This is a genomic window from Pseudomonas thermotolerans DSM 14292 (genome assembly GCF_000364625.1).
GTDB lineage: Bacteria > Pseudomonadota > Gammaproteobacteria > Pseudomonadales > Pseudomonadaceae > Aquipseudomonas > Aquipseudomonas thermotolerans.
This window is the reverse complement of sequence record NZ_KB822611.1, coordinates 29,508-45,074: the sequence shown is the minus strand read 5'-3', so window position 1 is coordinate 45,074 and position 15,567 is coordinate 29,508. Positions and strand designations below refer to the sequence as shown.

19 protein-coding genes and 1 pseudogene are annotated in these 15,567 nt (G+C 66.0%); 17 read left to right on the top strand and 3 right to left on the bottom strand.

The window, feature by feature from the left end; translation table 11 throughout:
* The first annotated feature begins 4 nt into the window (after window positions 1-4).
* From flgH to H165_RS0111100, 17 genes are all read left to right on the top strand, one after another.
* A complete protein-coding gene (flgH, locus tag H165_RS0111180; protein ID WP_017939023.1) occupies window positions 5-667 on the top strand; it encodes a flagellar basal body L-ring protein FlgH in 663 nt (220 codons plus the stop codon).
* 8 nt (window positions 668-675) lie between these two features.
* Window positions 676-1,779 carry a flagellar basal body P-ring protein FlgI gene (locus H165_RS0111175; RefSeq protein WP_017939022.1) on the top strand — a complete coding sequence of 368 codons (1,104 nt, stop codon included), beginning with the start codon at window positions 676-678 and terminating at the stop codon, window positions 1,777-1,779.
* Between the two features lies 1 nt (window position 1,780).
* The gene (locus H165_RS0111170) at window positions 1,781-2,806 is read left to right on the top strand and encodes a lytic transglycosylase domain-containing protein (RefSeq protein WP_017939021.1); all 1,026 of its coding nucleotides are present in this window, start codon (window positions 1,781-1,783) and stop codon (window positions 2,804-2,806) included.
* Window positions 2,803-4,170: a flagellar hook-associated protein FlgK gene (gene flgK, locus H165_RS0111165; RefSeq protein ID WP_017939020.1), complete on the top strand. Its 1,368-nt coding sequence runs from the start codon at window positions 2,803-2,805 to the stop codon at window positions 4,168-4,170. The genes H165_RS0111170 and flgK overlap by 4 nt, the downstream gene beginning before the upstream one ends.
* 43 nt (window positions 4,171-4,213) lie before the next feature.
* Window positions 4,214-5,128 carry a flagellar hook-associated protein FlgL gene (gene flgL / locus H165_RS0111160; protein WP_017939019.1) on the top strand — a complete coding sequence of 305 codons (915 nt, stop codon included), beginning with the start codon at window positions 4,214-4,216 and terminating at the stop codon, window positions 5,126-5,128.
* A 12-nt stretch (window positions 5,129-5,140) separates the two neighbouring features.
* Entirely contained in the window at window positions 5,141-6,184 is a 1,044-nt protein-coding gene (locus H165_RS0111155; protein ID WP_017939018.1) for a hypothetical protein, read from the top strand.
* A 76-nt stretch (window positions 6,185-6,260) separates the two neighbouring features.
* Complete coding sequence (locus H165_RS0111150) at window positions 6,261-6,581, top strand: hypothetical protein (protein WP_026146561.1); 321 nt, start codon at window positions 6,261-6,263, stop codon at window positions 6,579-6,581.
* Window positions 6,582-6,671: 90 nt separating this feature from the next.
* The gene (gene flgM, locus H165_RS0111145) at window positions 6,672-6,965 is read left to right on the top strand and encodes a flagellar biosynthesis anti-sigma factor FlgM (RefSeq protein ID WP_017939016.1); all 294 of its coding nucleotides are present in this window, start codon (window positions 6,672-6,674) and stop codon (window positions 6,963-6,965) included.
* Window positions 6,966-6,982: 17 nt separating this feature from the next.
* Window positions 6,983-7,399 (top strand): flagellar export chaperone FlgN, encoded by a 417-nt coding sequence (gene flgN / locus H165_RS0111140; protein WP_017939015.1) that lies wholly within the window; start codon window positions 6,983-6,985, stop codon window positions 7,397-7,399.
* Window positions 7,400-7,709: 310 nt separating this feature from the next.
* Complete coding sequence (gene fliD, locus H165_RS0111135) at window positions 7,710-9,005, top strand: flagellar filament capping protein FliD (RefSeq protein ID WP_017939014.1); 1,296 nt, start codon at window positions 7,710-7,712, stop codon at window positions 9,003-9,005.
* Complete coding sequence (gene fliS, locus H165_RS0111130) at window positions 9,002-9,403, top strand: flagellar export chaperone FliS (protein ID WP_017939013.1); 402 nt, start codon at window positions 9,002-9,004, stop codon at window positions 9,401-9,403. The genes fliD and fliS overlap by 4 nt, the downstream gene beginning before the upstream one ends.
* Entirely contained in the window at window positions 9,384-9,695 is a 312-nt protein-coding gene (locus tag H165_RS0111125; RefSeq protein WP_017939012.1) for a hypothetical protein, read from the top strand. Before fliS ends, H165_RS0111125 begins: the two co-directional genes overlap by 20 nt.
* 14 nt (window positions 9,696-9,709) lie before the next feature.
* Window positions 9,710-10,792, top strand: coding sequence for a flagellar hook-length control protein FliK (locus tag H165_RS0111120; protein WP_017939011.1), 1,083 nt, complete (start codon window positions 9,710-9,712; stop codon window positions 10,790-10,792).
* Between the two features lie 57 nt (window positions 10,793-10,849).
* Window positions 10,850-11,365 (top strand): flagellar basal body-associated FliL family protein, encoded by a 516-nt coding sequence (locus H165_RS0111115; RefSeq protein ID WP_026146558.1) that lies wholly within the window; start codon window positions 10,850-10,852, stop codon window positions 11,363-11,365.
* An 8-nt stretch (window positions 11,366-11,373) separates the two neighbouring features.
* On the top strand, window positions 11,374-12,102 hold the full coding sequence (locus tag H165_RS0111110) for a FliA/WhiG family RNA polymerase sigma factor (RefSeq protein ID WP_017939009.1): 729 nt from the start codon (window positions 11,374-11,376) through the stop codon (window positions 12,100-12,102).
* 3 nt (window positions 12,103-12,105) lie between these two features.
* Window positions 12,106-12,981: a flagellar motor stator protein MotA gene (gene motA / locus H165_RS0111105; protein ID WP_017939008.1), complete on the top strand. Its 876-nt coding sequence runs from the start codon at window positions 12,106-12,108 to the stop codon at window positions 12,979-12,981.
* Between the two features lie 2 nt (window positions 12,982-12,983).
* Window positions 12,984-13,901: an OmpA family protein gene (locus H165_RS0111100; protein ID WP_026146557.1), complete on the top strand. Its 918-nt coding sequence runs from the start codon at window positions 12,984-12,986 to the stop codon at window positions 13,899-13,901.
* Between the two features lie 82 nt (window positions 13,902-13,983).
* Here the strand turns inward: H165_RS0111100 and H165_RS0111095 are convergent, their stop codons facing one another.
* From H165_RS0111095 to H165_RS20000, 3 genes and pseudogenes are all read right to left on the bottom strand, one after another.
* Window positions 13,984-14,433, bottom strand: coding sequence for a hypothetical protein (locus H165_RS0111095; protein ID WP_017939006.1), 450 nt, complete (start codon window positions 14,431-14,433; stop codon window positions 13,984-13,986).
* Entirely contained in the window at window positions 14,430-15,281 is an 852-nt protein-coding gene (locus H165_RS0111090; protein ID WP_026146556.1) for a winged helix-turn-helix domain-containing protein, read from the bottom strand. Before H165_RS0111090 ends, H165_RS0111095 begins: the two co-directional genes overlap by 4 nt.
* Window positions 15,282-15,478: 197 nt before the next feature.
* Window positions 15,479-15,567, bottom strand: a pseudogene (locus tag H165_RS20000) (Lateral flagellin); the annotation flags it as partial.

Below are 15,567 nucleotides of genomic sequence, written 5' to 3'. Positions count from 1 at the left end.
GGCCATGAAAGCACTCGCCCTCTGCGCCGGCCTGCTGCTGCTCGGCGGCTGCGCCAGCTTCGACGAGATGTTGCCGGACGAGGACTCCAGTCAGTATCAGCCGCTGGAGCTGGACTACAGCCTGCCGCCGACCACCGCCGGCGGGCTGTTCCGTCCCGGCTACGGCGGCTCGCTGATCCAGGACAAGCGCGCGGTGCGGGTCGGCGACATCCTCACCATCGTTCTCCAGGAGTCCACCCAGTCGAGCAAGAGCGCCGGCACTAGCTTCGGCAAGAGCAGCAGCGCGGCGATCGGCATCCCCACCGTGTTGGACAAGCGCTACGACCGTCTGCAAAGCTCCGCCGAGGCCGAGCGAGACTTCGCGGGTTCGGCCAAGAGCTCGCAGCAGAACACCCTGCGCGGCTCCATCGCGGTGACCGTACACCGGGTGCTGCCCAACGGCACCCTGCTGGTCAAGGGCGAGAAGTCGCTGCGCCTCAACCAGGGCGACGAGTTCATCCGCCTGACCGGCCTGGTGCGCGTGGAGGACATCAACCGCAACAATCAGGTGTCCTCGCAGAACGTCGCCAACGCGCGGATCTCCTACGCCGGGCGCGGCGTGCTCAACGACAGCAACTCGGCCGGCTGGCTGACGCGCTTCTTCACTTCCCCGTTCTTCCCGCTGTGAGTCCGGCCATGCGCGCGAGTCTGAAATTCATCCTGCTGCTCGGCGGCCTGTGCTGGCCGCTGCTGTCCCGTGCCGTGCCGCTGATGGATCTGGTGGACATCGAGGGCGTGCGCGGCAACCAGCTGATTGGCTACGGTCTGGTGGTCGGCCTCGACGGTACCGGCGACAAGAACCAGGTGAAATTCACCAGCCAGTCGGTGGCCAACATGGTCAAGCAGTTCGGCGTCAACCTGCCGGCGAACATCGATCCCAAGCTGAAGAACGTCGCCGCGGTGAGCGTCACCGCCACCGTGCCGCCGAACTACGGCCCGGGACAGACGGTGGACGTCACCGTGTCCTCCCTCGGCGACGCCAAGAGTCTGCGCGGCGGCCTGCTGCTGATGACCCCGCTGCAGGGCGTGGATGGCGAGATCTACGCCATCGCCCAGGGCAACCTGGTGGTCGGCGGTGTCAACGCCCAGGGCCAGAGCGGCTCCAGCGTGGCGATCAACAGCGCCAACACCGGCCTGATCGCCAACGGCGCGACCATCGAGCGGGAGATTCCCAGCGACTTCGCGTCACGCCAGGAGGTGGTCCTCAACGTCCGCCAGCCGAGTTTCCAGACCGTCAGCCGGATCGTCGAAGCGGTCGACGCGCGCTTCGGTTCGGGCACCGCCACCGCCCTCAACGCCACCAAGGTATCGCTGCGCGCGCCACTGACCAGTACCCAGCGGATGAGCTTCATGGCCATGCTCGAGGCGGTGGAGGTGGAGGAGGGGCGCACCCGGCCCAAGGTGGTATTCAACAGCCGCACCGGCACCGTGGTGATCGGCCAGGGCGTGCGGGTCAAGGCTGCCGCGGTGGCCCACGGCACTCTCACCGTAACCATCGGCGAGAACCCACAGGTCAGTCAGCCGAACGCTTTCGGCCGCGGCCAGACGGTGGTCACGCCGGAATCCGACGTGGATATCACTCAGGAGCGCAAGCCGATGTTCCGCTGGCCGGAAGGCACCAGCCTGGACAGCATCATCAGCACCGTGAACAGCCTGGGGGCCACCCCGGACGACGTGATGAGCATCCTCCAGGCACTGGAGCGCGCCGGCGCCCTGAATGCCGAACTGATCGTGATCTGACATGAGCATCGTATCCTTCAACCACTATCTGAACGCCCGTCGCGAAGCGGATGCCGGCATCGCCCGGCAGCGGGACCTGGAGATGGCCGCCGAGCAGTTCGAGGCGCTGTTCCTGCAGCAGATCCTCAAGCAGATGCGCAAGGCCAGCGACGTGCTGGGGGCTGGCAGTCCACTGCGCAGCCGCGAGTCGGAGACCATGCGCGAGTTCTACGACGAGGTGTTGGCGGAATCCCTGGCCAGCCGCCGGCAGACTGGCATCGCCGATATGCTGGTCAGCCAACTGAGCGGTGGCACCTCGGCGGCGGACCTCGAGGCGGCCGGGGCTACGGCGCGCGCTGCCGAGCTGCCGCAGCGTCCATCGATGAGCGCCAGCAATCCTCTGGCCAGTGCCTGGCAGCGTGGCGTCGAGCGCCTCAGCCAGGCCTGGCGGGCCGGTACCGAGCAGTTCCAGGCTCTGGTCGAGCGGGTCATTCAGCAGGAATCCAGCGGTCAGGTGGGAGCGGTGTCCGCCAAGGGCGCCCGTGGGCTGATGCAGCTGATGCCGGATACCGCCCGGGAAATGGCCGCGGAACTGGGCCTGGACTACGACGAGTCGCGCCTGACCCGCGATGCCGCCTACAACAAGCGCCTCGGCAGCGCCTACCTGAGCAAGATGCTGGAGCGTTACAACCAGCACCCGGCGCTGGCCCTGGCCGCCTACAACGCCGGCCCGGCACGGGTCGACGAGTGGCTGCAGAGCAACGGCGACCCGCGTACCGGGGAGATCGGCGTGGCCGACTGGATCGAGCGGATTCCCTTCCGGGAGACCCGCGACTACACCTGGCGGATCCTCGGTGATCTGCCGGAAAGCGGCGGCGCAGACGCTTCGGCCCGAAATGAGAAGACGGACACGGAATTTAAGTCTGGCGACCAGCCGGTCGCCTTGCAGGAAAGAATTCCCACGACCGCCCCGGGCGGTCTCCATCAATCCCTGTCGGCGGCCTTCGCCCAGCCGATCCGGATTGAGCGCAAGGAGCTAGATTCGTGAGTACCCTCAGCCAGATCGGCTTCAGCGGCGTACGGGCTGCCCAGGTGTCGCTGTCGACCACCGGGCAGAACATCGCCAACGTCAATACTCCCGGCTTCAGCCGCCTGCAGACCATCAGCGTCTCCATGAGCGGCACCAGCGCGCTGAGCGCCGGTGGTGGCGTACAGGTGAGCAGCATCCGCAGGCTGTCCAACGACTTCCAGAACCAGCAGCTGTGGCGCGCCACCACCGAGCAGAACTACTACTCCAGTGCACAGCAGTACCTCACCGCGCTCGAGGGGCTGATGGCCGGCGATGGTTCCAGCATTAGCGTGGGCCTGGACCGGTTCTTCGCGGCGCTCAGCGAGGCCAGCGCCACCCCGGGCTCGGCCGCGCTGCGCCAGCAGATCATCAGCGAGGCGAGCAACCTCAGCCAGCGCTTCAACGGCCTCAACCAGAACATCCAGGCGCAGATCGACGCCCTGCACGAGCAGCGCGTCGCCATGGTCACCGAGATCAACGGCCTGTCCGCCAACATCGCCGAGCTGAACCGGCGGATCACCGAGACCGAGTCCGTGCAGGGCGACAGCAGTGCGCTGCGCGACCAGCGCGACAGCCTGCTGCAGGCGATCAGCCAGTATGCCTCGCTGCGCATCAACGAGACGGCGGACGGCTCGGTCACCGTGGCCCTGGCCAACGGCCAGCCGCTGGTTGCCGGGCCGACCGCTGGCCAGATGGAGGTGACCGAGGACGGCAGCGGCGAGCAGATCCTCTCGGTGCGCTTCGCCGGGACCAGTTTCCCGCTCCGCCAGGACGGCTTCGGCGGTGCCCTGGGCGGTCTCTACGTCAGCGAGCAGGGCTCCCTGCGACCGGCCCAGGACGCCCTGCGCGAAATGGCCGGGCAGCTGGCCAAGATGGTCAACGACACCCTGGCCACCGGTTTCGACCTCAACGGCAACGCCGGCCAGCCGCTGTTCGCCTTCGACCCATCCAGCACCACGGCGATGCTCACCGTCACCGGTCTCGGCGCGGAGGAGTTGGCCTTCTCCTCGGCGGCTGGCGAGTCGGGCAACAACGAAGTGCTGCTGGCCCTGCTGGAGCTGAAGAACCGGACCATCACCGTCAGCGGCAGCGCGGTCACCCTGAATGACGCCTATGCCGGCCTGCTCGGCCGCGTGGCCAGCGCCAGCCGGCAGAACCAGGCCGATCTGGATACCTCCACGGCGGTCACCGAGCAGGCCCAGGCGCAGCGCGACAGCGTCAGCGCGGTGAGTCTGGACGAGGAGGCGGTCAACCTGATGACCTACCAGCAGGCCTACCAGGCCAACATGAAGGTCATCAGCACGGCCAACAAGATATTCGAAGAAATGCTCTCCGCCTTCTGAGCGGAGCGGCAGGGACAATCAGCGGAATAACGGTACCAACGCCATGCGCATCACCAACTCGCAGATCACCGCTACCATGCACAACTCCATGAACCGCAACTCGGTGGAGTTGAGCAAGCTGATGGAACGGATGTCGAGCGGCGAGCGCATGCGCCTGCCTTCCGACGACCCCATCGCCAGCGTGCGGGTGCTGCGCGTGCAGCGCGAGGAAGCCAGCCTGGCTCAGTATCGCACCAACATCACCAACGTCTCCGGCAACCTGTCCACCCAGGAGGCCAACCTGCAGTCGATATCGGACGCCATGCTCAACGTCCGCGACCTGCTGGTGTGGGCGGCCAACGGCTCGAACGCCAGCGAGGACCTGGCGGCCATGGCCGGCGAGCTGGAGATCATCGAGAACACCATCGCCAGCTTCGTCAACGTGCGCGACGAGGAGGGCCGCTACCTGTTCTCCGGCACCTTGAGCGACATCCCGGCGCTGACCTTCGACGCCGGCACCGCCACCTACCAGATTACCGGCAACGGCAAGCACCGCCAGGCGGCGGTGGCCAACGGCGTGCTGGTGGACGAGAACGTCACCGCGCTGGAGGTACTCGGCGCCAACGCGGACATGCTCAACCGGCTGCACGCCCTGGTGCAGACCCTCAGGGATCCGGCGCTGGACTCCAGCGACCCGGCCGTCCGCCAGCAGATCGTCGATGCCCTGAACAGCCTGGATGACACTCACGGCAAGGTGCTTGGCGCCATCACCGAGCTGGGCGGTCGGCAGAATGCCCTGACTCTCTTGACCGACAGCAACGACGAGGTGTCGCTGGTCAACCAGAAGATCGAGGGCGAGCTGTCCAGGCTGGACTATGCGGGGGCGAGCATCGATCTGAACAACTACAAGCTGTCCCTGCAGGCGACTCAGAAGACCTATCTGGCCATCAACGAGCTGTCGCTGTTCAGCCTGCTGTAAGGAACTCCCTGGATGAAGGTCGAGAATAATCGTTTCCCGACAGTCGCTGCCATCGACTCCCAGGAGCGCCGGCAGACCCGTAACGACACCCAGGTGGCGCGCCCCCGGGAGTATTCTGGTCCGCCTGCTGCCAAGGTCTGGCAGCAGGCGGCGAGCAAGGGCAAGAACGCCAGCTTCAGCGTCCAGCTCAACCAGCAGCTGAGCGCCATGCAGTCGGCGGAGAGCTACCTGGGCGAGCTGAGCGCGCGCCTCGGTCAGCTCAAGCTGAGCCTGGCCCGTGAGCTGAGCAACGCCCAGGGCGGCGATCGCAAGGGCCTGGCCCGGCAGATCGAGGAAACCGCCGAGCTGCTCAGCCAGCGCGCCGAGCGTTCCGGCAATTCGCTGGATGCCAACCTCCAGCTGCGCCTGTACGAGCCGGTGCGCAGCCGCTTCAGCATGGAGGGCCTGGAGTCGATCGCCAACGTCCGCAGCGCCGGCAAGGAAACCCTGCTGTTCAGCGCCGGGCGCAAGCTGATCGAGCCGCTGGCGGTGGTGCTCGATGAGGGGCTCAGCGAGCAGCAGATCCTCCGGCGCTTCAATGCCAGCCTGGGGCAGGCCGGCATCCGTGCCGAGCTGGGGCAGGGCGGCGAGCTGAAGTTCTCGGCCCCGGAAAGCGAATGGCGGCAGCTCAAGGAGTATCTCGCCGTGCAGGGCGAGGGCGGGCTCTTTCCCAAGGAGCGCGCGACGCGTGTGAAGATCCGCGAGGAGCAGCTCCTCGATCTGTCCGGCGAGCGTGCGCTGGACAGCCAGCGCGAACTGCGCCGGATACTCGACGAGGTGCTGCATGCCCTCGACAGGATCGCCGTATTGCGCGAGCAGCTCGGCCATCGCCAGGATGAGATTCGCGAGTTCCTGTCCCGCCAGGCGGTGGAGGACGAGCGGCAATGGGCGATGGAGTACGCCACTTCGGTGTTCAACTTACTTCGCCAGAGCGGTTCCAGCTACGCCTCGGTCACCCAGGTGGTGGTGGCCCAGGCCAATATCAGCCGCTTTACCGTAGTCAGTCTGCTGTCCTGACCCCAGCGTGTGACGCCCCGAGGCGGCGGCCTCGCCGGGGTGCCGTCCCGGTTCGGTATCGGGCGGGTGAAGTTGAATGGTTCATGTAGAGCGCTATGGGCAAGGTGGGTTGCTGAGGGTGGAAAGCAAACCTTTCAACGGCGGGCAGGATGCATCCGTCTATCAGGACGAGGCCAGGAAGCGTCTCGAGCTGCTCCGTCAGTCCGATCTGGATATCATCCGGGTTCTGGAAGACGTGGTGCATATTCTCGTGGAGCGCGGCATCATCAGCTTCACCGACCTGCCGGAGGCAGCGCGGATCAAGCTGGATCAGCGGGCGGTGGCGCGCGCCGAGCTGGAAGGGCTGGCGGACTGCCTGCCCGCCCCTCTGTTCGAGCCGAAGCTGCCGATGGAATGAGAGGCCGGCAAAAATTTTTCCGGGCCTGATTTAAGTCGCTGCACATCGCGGTCGTTATAGAGTGGTGAGCCCACGAACTGGATTCTGAACATGGAAATCAACAGGCATCTCAAGGTCGGCTACGCCGTGCAGAGCGAAGCGCCGAAGCTGCAGCAGGCCGAGCGTGCGGCCACTTCACGTGCCGCCGGCGACACTGGCGCCGCCGCCGGCAGCGAAGCGCCCCTCCCCCTGGAGCGCATGCAAGAAGCCTTGCGTGCGCTGCCCGACGTGGACCTCGACAAGGTAGCCGCCCTCCGACAGGCCCTGCAGCGTGGCGAGCTGGCCTCCGACAGCGCCAGTCTGGCTGCCAGCATGCTCGACTATCACGGTGGCAAGCTGGCGTGACCCGCAAGGAGCAATTGTTGCAAGTCGTCGAGCAGGACGTCTGCCAGGACTGCTCCGACTACCTCAGTCTGCGCGGCTTGATGCAGGAGCTGTATCAGCAGTTGCTCAGGCGTGACAGCCGGCAGATCGACCTGCTCAACCAGCAGATCCTCGAACTCATCGACCAGGTGCGGGCGCGCGCCGTCCGGCGCAGCAAGGTCCTCGGCGCCTTCCAGCTCGGCAGCGATGGCGCGGCGATGCGCAAGCTGATCGCCCAGTTCCCGCCGGTGCGCCGAGCTCATATGGAGCAGACCTGGCAGCAGCTCGGCCAACTGGTCGGCCAGTGCAAGCGCCTCAACGAGCGCAACGGCAAGCTGCTGGCCATGCACAACGACATCCTCGGCCAACTGCTGGGCGAGCACGACAAGCACCTGTACGGCCCGCAGCACTACTAGTGGTACTTGCCTCGGCGACGCCCGAGCCGAGCGTTCGCCGCTGATCCGCATCCGCTCCCCGGACCTTCCGGGTTTTCCGTCTCGGCCTCCTGTTTCGTCGCCGCTTCCGCTTAACCCGCGGGTCCGGTTCGTCGCCTTCTGAAGTCACGACCGTGCCTTCCGTCCGGGCGGAAGGAGCGTTTCCGCATGGTCTCTGGAAAGCCCGATGCGGAAATTCCCTTTCACCCGCGATTGGCGGAGAACCGCTCTGGAATGCGGCTTTCAGCAGTTGGCACCCTTATTGCTCAAGCAGGCGAAAGAGGATATTTCCATGGCAATCGATTCGGATTACGTACAGCAGATGGCCACCCAGCTGGCCAGCTACGACGTGCAGGCGGCGCAGGCGAAGGCCCAGCGCAACCAGACTTCCTACCAGTCGCAGCTGGACGCGGTGACCAAGCTGGACAGCGCGCTGAAGACCTTCAAGAGCGCGGCTTCCGGTCTCAAGTCCAATGGCAGCCTGCTGGTCAACAGTGCCACCTTCAGCAAGGAGGGCATGGCCACCGCCAGCGTCTCGCCCACCGCCCTGTCCGGCAGCTACCAGTTCTTCGTCAAGCAGCTGGCCAGCGCCCACCAGCAGGCGTTGAACGGCCTGAAGGATTCCGATCTCACCGGCAGCGGCTCGCTGACCCTCACCCAGAACGGTGAAAGCTTCACCGTGAACATGGACGGCATCACCAGCCTGGCCGACCTGGCCAAGGCGATCAATGCCGCCGAGGACAATACCGGCGTGAAGGCCACCCTGGTGCGCAGCAATGGTGAGGTCTCCCTGGTGTTGGCCAGCGAGAAGAGCGGCAAGGTCAACGAGATCAGCCTGTCGAGTACCAATGCCGCCGTGCAGAGCGCCTGGGACGGCAGCCAGCCGCTCTCGCCGGCTCGCGATGCAGAGGTCTACCTGGGGGGCGAGGGCGGCATGAAGCTCACCAACTCCAGCAATACCTTCGAGGACATCATCACCGGCGTCAGCCTGACCTTCACCCAGGTGCACCAGAGCGGCGAGGCGCCGCTGACCGTGAGCATCGACAAGGACCAGAAGGCCACCCAGGACAAGGCCAACACCTTCATCAACGCCTTCAACACCCTGATGAGCACCTTCGACACGCTGACCGCCAGTGGCAGCGAGGACAGCAGGCGCGGTGCCCTGGCCGGCGACTCCAGCGTGCGCTCCATCGAGAGCATGCTCAACCAACTGATCCGCACCTCGTTCGGCGGCAAGAGTCTGGTCGACTTCGGCATCAGTGCCGATCGCAGCGGCAAGCTGACCATCGACAGCACCCGCTTCGAGAAGGCCATCGCCGCCGATCCGGAAGGGTTCGACAAGCTGTTTTCCGGCAAGGGCAACCTGCTGGAGACCCTGGACAAGAACCTTGCCGTGTACACCAACAGCACCAACGGCGTGCTGAAGAACCGCAAGGAAAGCTTGAACAGCATGCTCAAACGCATCGATGAGCAGTTCGACACCATCCAGAAGCAGTACGACATGTACTACAGCCGCTACCTGAAGCAGTACACCAACCTGATGCAGACCATGGCCACCATGGAGCAGACCGCCGGGATGTTTACATGAGCAACTACAGCCTGAACGAGAGCTACGACAGCTATCGCACCATCGATCTGGAAGCCCGCGCCGCCGCGGCTTCCCCCTACGAGCTGGTCCTGGTGCTGTTCGACGGCCTGCTCGACGAACTGGCCCGGGCGCGCGGCCACATCGAGGCCAAGCGCTACCAGCAGAAGGGGCAGTCCCTAGAGAAGTGCCTGAACATCCTCGGCGGCCTCAGCAGCGCGCTGGATTACGAGGAGGGCGGCGAGGTGGTGCAGAGCCTGGCGCGTCTGTACGACTACTGCATCTACCGTCTCTCCGACGTCAGCGTGACCCTGTCCCTGGAAGGGCTGGACGAGGTGGTGGAACTCGTCAAGGTGATCCGCGAAGGCTGGGAAGGCGTCAATGCGGCCCGTCGTCGCTGAGTCCCGCGCGCTCTACCAGCGCCTCGCCGAGGTGCTGGAGAGGCGTGACTGGCGGCAACTCGGCGAGGTCGATCAGGCCATTCGCGCCCACCTCCAGCGCCTGTCCGGCCTCGGCGAGCCGGATGCCGACCTGCTGCAGGCCAAGCGTCGCCTGCAGGAGCTGCACGGCCGGGCGCGGGCGGCCTGCGCCGAAGAGTGCGAGCGTCTGCGGCGCCTGCTGCTGACGCATCTGGAATACGCCGAGGGTCGTTCGGCCTATACGCAGATCGAACTGATGCAGGGTGGAAGATAGTGGTTGTTCAGGTGATGACGCAGGCTGTCCGCAGCGGGGCGGCCGGCGAGGGACAGGCCGCGCCTCAGGCCAGCGCCGAGCTGACCGGCCTGCTCGACGGCGCGGTGCCGGGCGGGGACTTTGGCGAGCAGTTGGCGCTGAGCGCGGAAGAGACCCTGCCAGTTGGGCCGTGGCAGCTGTCGGCGACCACGGAACTGCCGGCGCCGCCGCGGGCCGAGCTCGAACAACCTGCCGAGCTGGCCGGCGTGGAGGTGCCGGATGCCGGGCAATGGTTGCTGATCATGCTCGACCAGCAGGCGCTGAACATCCAGGCCCGCGAGGCGCAGCCGCAGGCGGCTGTCGACGGCGATCTTCCACCCCAGGAGACGCAGTTGCCAATGCTGCCGCAGGCGCAGGCCGCGCTGGTCGAACCGCAGCGAGGAATCTCTGGCGAGCACCAGAGCCGGGGCCCGGCGGTCCAGCTGCCGCAGCATCAGCCGGCACTGGCCGATGCCTCGATCGCACCGGTGCCGCTGCAGGCAGTGGCTCAGCCGCTGGCCATCGAGCTGCCTGACGCGCCGTTGTCCGGCCAGCCCGAGGTTGCGGCCCTGCAGCTCACCCAGCCTTCCGCAGCGCCGCTCGCCGGCCAGGCCCAGCCGACCCAGGCCGCCGCGACGCCGCTGGAGCAGCGCCTGGTCCTGCAGGCCCCCGAGGCCAAGTGGGGCGAGCAGATGCTCAACGCTCTGCGCGAGAGCGTCGAGCTGCAGCTGCGCAGCAACGTCCAGCAGGCCAGCATCCGCCTCGACCCCCCGGAGCTGGGCAGCCTGGAGATCCTCCTCAGCCACGAGTCAGGTCGTCTCAACGTGCAGATCACCGCGGGGCAGAGCGAGGTTGCCCGCCTGGTGCAGCAGACCAGCGAGCGGCTGCGCCAGGAGCTGACCGGCCAGCACTTCGTGCAGGTGGAGGTCCAGGTCGCCGCGGATGGCCACTCTGGTCGCCAGCAGTCGCGCCGTGAGGCGATGGTGCAACTGGCCGATGAACCGGTGCGGGCCGCCAGCGTGGTCGAGGAGGGCGGCAAGGCGGCCGCCCGGACCAGCGACGTGCTGGTCACCGTCTAGCCGGGCGACTGCCCGGCCATGGAACCCATTCGATAGATCCAGGAACGAGAACCCGTCATGACGATGCAGCGCATCCTGTTGCTAATCCTGCTCCTCAACACGGCGATCGCCGCCGGCGGCGTGCTGCTCAACTACCAGCTGCTCAAGCCGCTGGTTTCGGGCAAGAGCGCACCGGCCCAGGCCGTCCAGGCTCCGGTCGCCGCCGGCGAGGACGAGTCCTCTGTCGCGGGCGAGGCGCCGGAGGAGGGTGGCGAGCCTGCGGAATACCTGTTCTTCCCGATCAACAAGGTCATCGTCAGCCTGCCCGGCGAGGATCGTGAGCATTACTTCGTGCTTGACCTGGTGCTGCAGGCCGATCTGGAGACCGACCGCCGCAAGCTGGACCTGATCGACCCCATGGTGCGCAACTCAGCGGTGGCTTACCTGTCGGCCCTGAAGTTCGAGGAGCTGCGCGGCAAGTCGATCCCCGAGCTGCAAGCCGGCCTCGAGAAGGCGCTGCTCAGTGACTTCGCCAGCCGTCGGGTGGCCACGCCCTTCAAGCACGTGCTGGTCAGCAAGCTGATCGTCCAGTAGGTCCGGCCATGAACGCAGCCATCGACTTCGAGCATGCCGTTGCCCAGGAAGAACACCTGCTGTTCGCCCCGGGGGCCGAGCAGCAGTGGCTGATGCAGTACCTGCCACTGGTCAAACGCATCGTCGGCCAGCTCTCCCTGCAGGCCAACCAGGTGCTCGATCGGGAGGACATGGAGCAGATCGGTCTGATGGGGCTGCTGGAAGGGCTGCGCCGCTATGGCACCCCGGATGAGCACTTCGCCAGCTTCGCGGCGCTGCGCATCCGCGGGGCCATCCTCGACGAACTGCGTCGTCTGGACTGGCGGCCGCGGCAGGTGCGTCAGCAGGTGCACCGCACCCGCGACGAGATCCGCAAGCTGACCCGCCAGCTGGGGCGGGTGCCGAGCGAGGCGGAGATCCTCGAATACACAGGTCTCGACGAGCAGGGCTACCAGGCGTTCCTGCTGGCCGAGTCGTCGGAGGCCATCGAAAGCCTGGATGCGCTGCTGCAGGACGGCCACGACCAGTTCGCCAGCAACGAGACGGGGATCGAGGAGCGGGTCATCAAGGAGCGCCTGCTGACCCAGGCGCTGAGCCAGCTGGACGAGCGTGAGCGCCTGGTGCTGACGCTCTACTACCAGTACGAGCTGAGCCTCAAGGAAATCGCCCTGGTGCTCGAAGTGAGCGACGCCCGGGTATGTCAACTGAGCAAGCAGGCCCTCAACAAGGCCTGCCGTTACCTGACCGAGAGAAACTGAACCGTGCAGAAGGTATTGGGAGCGCTGATCATCGTCATCTGCGTGCTGGGGGGCTATCTGCTCGCCCATGGCGACCTGGCCGTGCTGTGGCAGCCTGCGGAGGCCGTCATCATCCTGGGGGCCGGCCTCGGCAGCCTGATCGTCGGCAACCCCAAGGAAGTGCTGTTGGAGATGTGCTCGCAGATCAAGGGCGTGTTCTTCTACAAGCACCGGGGCGAGGAGTTCCAGCGACAGCTGCTGATGCTGCTCTACGAGCTGCTGGAGATGGTCGAGGTGGGCGGCCTCAAGGTCCTCGACGAGCACATCGAGGAACCGGAGCAGAGCGAGGTGTTCGCCAAGTACCCGCTGATCCTCCAGGAAAGGAACCTGATGGCCTTCATCGCCGACAACTTCCGCCTGATGGCCATGGGCAAGATCAGCGCCCACGAGCTGGAGAACTTCCTCGACCAGGAGCTGGATGCCATGGAGCAGGCGCTGCTGCTGCCCTCCAAGTCGCTGCACAAGGTGGGCGAGGCCATGCCGGGCTTCGGCATCCTGGCGGCGATCATGGGCATCATCATCACCATGGGCAACATCGGTGGTTCGGTGGCCGACGTGGGGGCCCACGTAGCCGCGGCGCTGGTGGGCACCTTCCTCGGCATCTTCTGCTGCTACTGCCTGATGGAGCCGCTCTCCAACGCCATGTCGCAGCGGGTCAAGACCGAGCTCTCGGCGCTGGAATGCGTGCGCACCACCCTGGTCGCCCACGTGGCCGGCAAGCCGACCCTGCTGGCCGTGGACGCCGGACGCAAGCTGATCGAGCAGGACGTCAAACCGGCCTTCAAGCAGCTCGAGATCTGGGTCAACCAGTTCGAGGATGAGAGGGACGCTGTGGCATGAGCCTGAAGAAGCGCGGCGGCAACAAGGACAGCGAGGAGATCATCGTCAAGCGGCGCTCCAAGAAGGGCCACGACGACGAGCACGGCGGTGCCTGGAAGGTGGCCTTCGCCGACTTCACCATGGCGATGATGGCGCTGTTCATGGTGCTCTGGATCGTCAACCCGCGCCAGGAGCTGCACAACCCCTCGAACAGCGACCAGGACAACAACCCAGTGGTGGACGGTGGTGCCGGGGTCTTCGACGGCACCAGCAACACTCCGCTGGAGCTGGACGGGCTGCCGCCGGCGCCGCCGCGCAAGACGGAGCAGATCCGGAAGCAGGATGGCGAGGCCGAGGCGGAACGCCAGCACTACGAAACGCCGGCGCAGATGCAGCAGCTGGCCAGGCTGATGGAGATGGTGGCGCTCAAGGTGGACGCCATGGCCAACGTGGAGATCGAGGTGGTGCCCCAGGGCCTGCGCATCCTCATCAAGGATGACCAGAAGCGCTTCATGTTCCCGCGTGGCAGTGCCGATCTCGACCCGCATTTCCGTACCCTGCTCAGGTCTCTGGCCGAGGTGCTGGCGAAGGTGGACAACAAGCTGATCATCAGCGGCCACACCGATGCGGTGCCCTATCGCGGCAAGACCGGTTACAACAACTGGAACCTGTCCGGCGAGCGCGCTTTGCGCGCGCGCAACGTGCTGGTCGATGCCGGCCTGCCGCCTGCCGGCATCCTTCAGGTGGCGGCTCAGGCGGACGTCATGCCGCTGCTGCCGGAGGATCCGGAGAACGGCGCCAACCGTCGCATCGAGCTACTGCTCCTCACCACCCACGCGGAAGAGCTGTATCGCGAGCTGTTCGGTAACGGCAGCGCCCAGGCCCGTTATTCGAACGACGGCACCGAGTTCGTCGCTCCGGTACGGAAGAGCGCTCTGTAAGCGCGCGATCGCGTCGCCGGACTCTCGTCATCTCGAGAGCCCGGTGGCGCGAGTCGTTTCGGTGGGGAAAGCGGGCGCAGGCTCAGGGGTTGTTTGCGCAATACACCTGCTGGGTCTCTTGGGCGTAAAGACAGGCGGCATACAGCGGCTTCAGATGGATCACCGCTCCCGGATGGCGGCTGTACAGCAGGTTGAACAGCAGGCTGTTGTCGAGCTGTGCGTTCAGCTCGGTGACGTCGCCTTTCTCGACCAGCAGTCGGTAGCCGCCACGCCAGTCCGTCTCCACCTTGCCCGAGGTTTCCACGATGACGTCGCCCTGGCGGCTCATGGCGTAGTAGCGTCCCTCGGTGAACAGGATGCTGTAGCTGGCGTCGAGCACTTCGCCGCTGCCGAGGCGAACCTGTCCCTGGGAGCCGTAGCGGCCATCCAGATCCACCGTGGTCGGCGGCAGGGTCAGCCAGGTGACGATGGCGCCGGCGGCGAGCAGGACGCCGCCGCCCAGAGCGAGGATCAACTGCTTGCGGCTGGTCATGGCAAGCACCTGCGCAGGGTCGCTTCGTCGAGGGAGGCCAGCTGGGTTTCCTGCACCATCAGCCAGCGGGCGCTGCCGTCGGGGCGGGCGCAGAGCAGCTGGTAGAAGTCCGCGGCCTTGCCGAGGACCAGCTCCACCGGCTGCTCCGCCAGACCGGCGATGCGCTCGGAGAGCTCCTTGGTTTCGTTCATCAGTTGCGGCAGAGTGATGCCATCTCCGGCGATGTAGGCGATGCTCGCCAGCCCGGACTGTACCTGGTTGCTGCGCACCCCGGCCACGGTCAGGCCTTGGTAGACCAGCGAGGCGACCAGGACCACCACCAGCGGGAGCAGGACCAGCACGGTTCGCAGCGGCGGCTGTGAGCTGCGGACGGCCACCTCCGGCACAGGCATCGCCGGCAACATTTCCGCGGCGGGGCTGACAGACGGCTGCGGTTCCGGCTCGGGCTCGTCCAGCACCACCGGCACCAGAAAGCGCGGGTTGAACATGTAGCCCCGGCGCGGCAGGGTCTGGATGATCTCGCGCTTCTTCTCGTCGCCGAGCACCTGGCGCAGGGTGTAGATCTGCTGGTTCAGGCTGCCCTGGCCGACGACCCGGTCCGCCCAGGCATATTCCATCAGCTCCTCACGGGATACCACGGTGCCGGGCGTCTGCAGCAGACGCTCGAGCAGACGGCTGCCGGAGTAGCCCAGTTCGACCTTTTCCTCCTGGCCGGATCGTTTCATCACCAACTGGTAGAACGCTGGATAGAAGATCGCCTGGCATTCGTCGTGGCCGGTCTGGATGACCAGGCCGGAACTGTCTGCAGCAGGGAAGGTAGGCACCAAGGCTGCGGTTGAGGTGTTCATTCTTGGACGGTCGTTCGCTTGATCATGGGCTTCAGGTCCTTCGATGGGCTGGCATTTTGGCGTCAAGAAAATGGTGGAGCAAGTCACATTTTTACTTTCGGATTAGTCGTTTTCGAAGGTTCTGATCAAAGGCCGCCTGCCAGCCCGAAACGAAAACGCCCCGCGAATGCGGGGCGCTGTCGTGATGCGGGGAGGGATCAGCCCAGCAGGGACATGACCATGCTCGGCATCTGGCCGGCCTGCTTCAGCATGGAGATGCCGGACTGCAGGAGCATGGAGTTCTTGG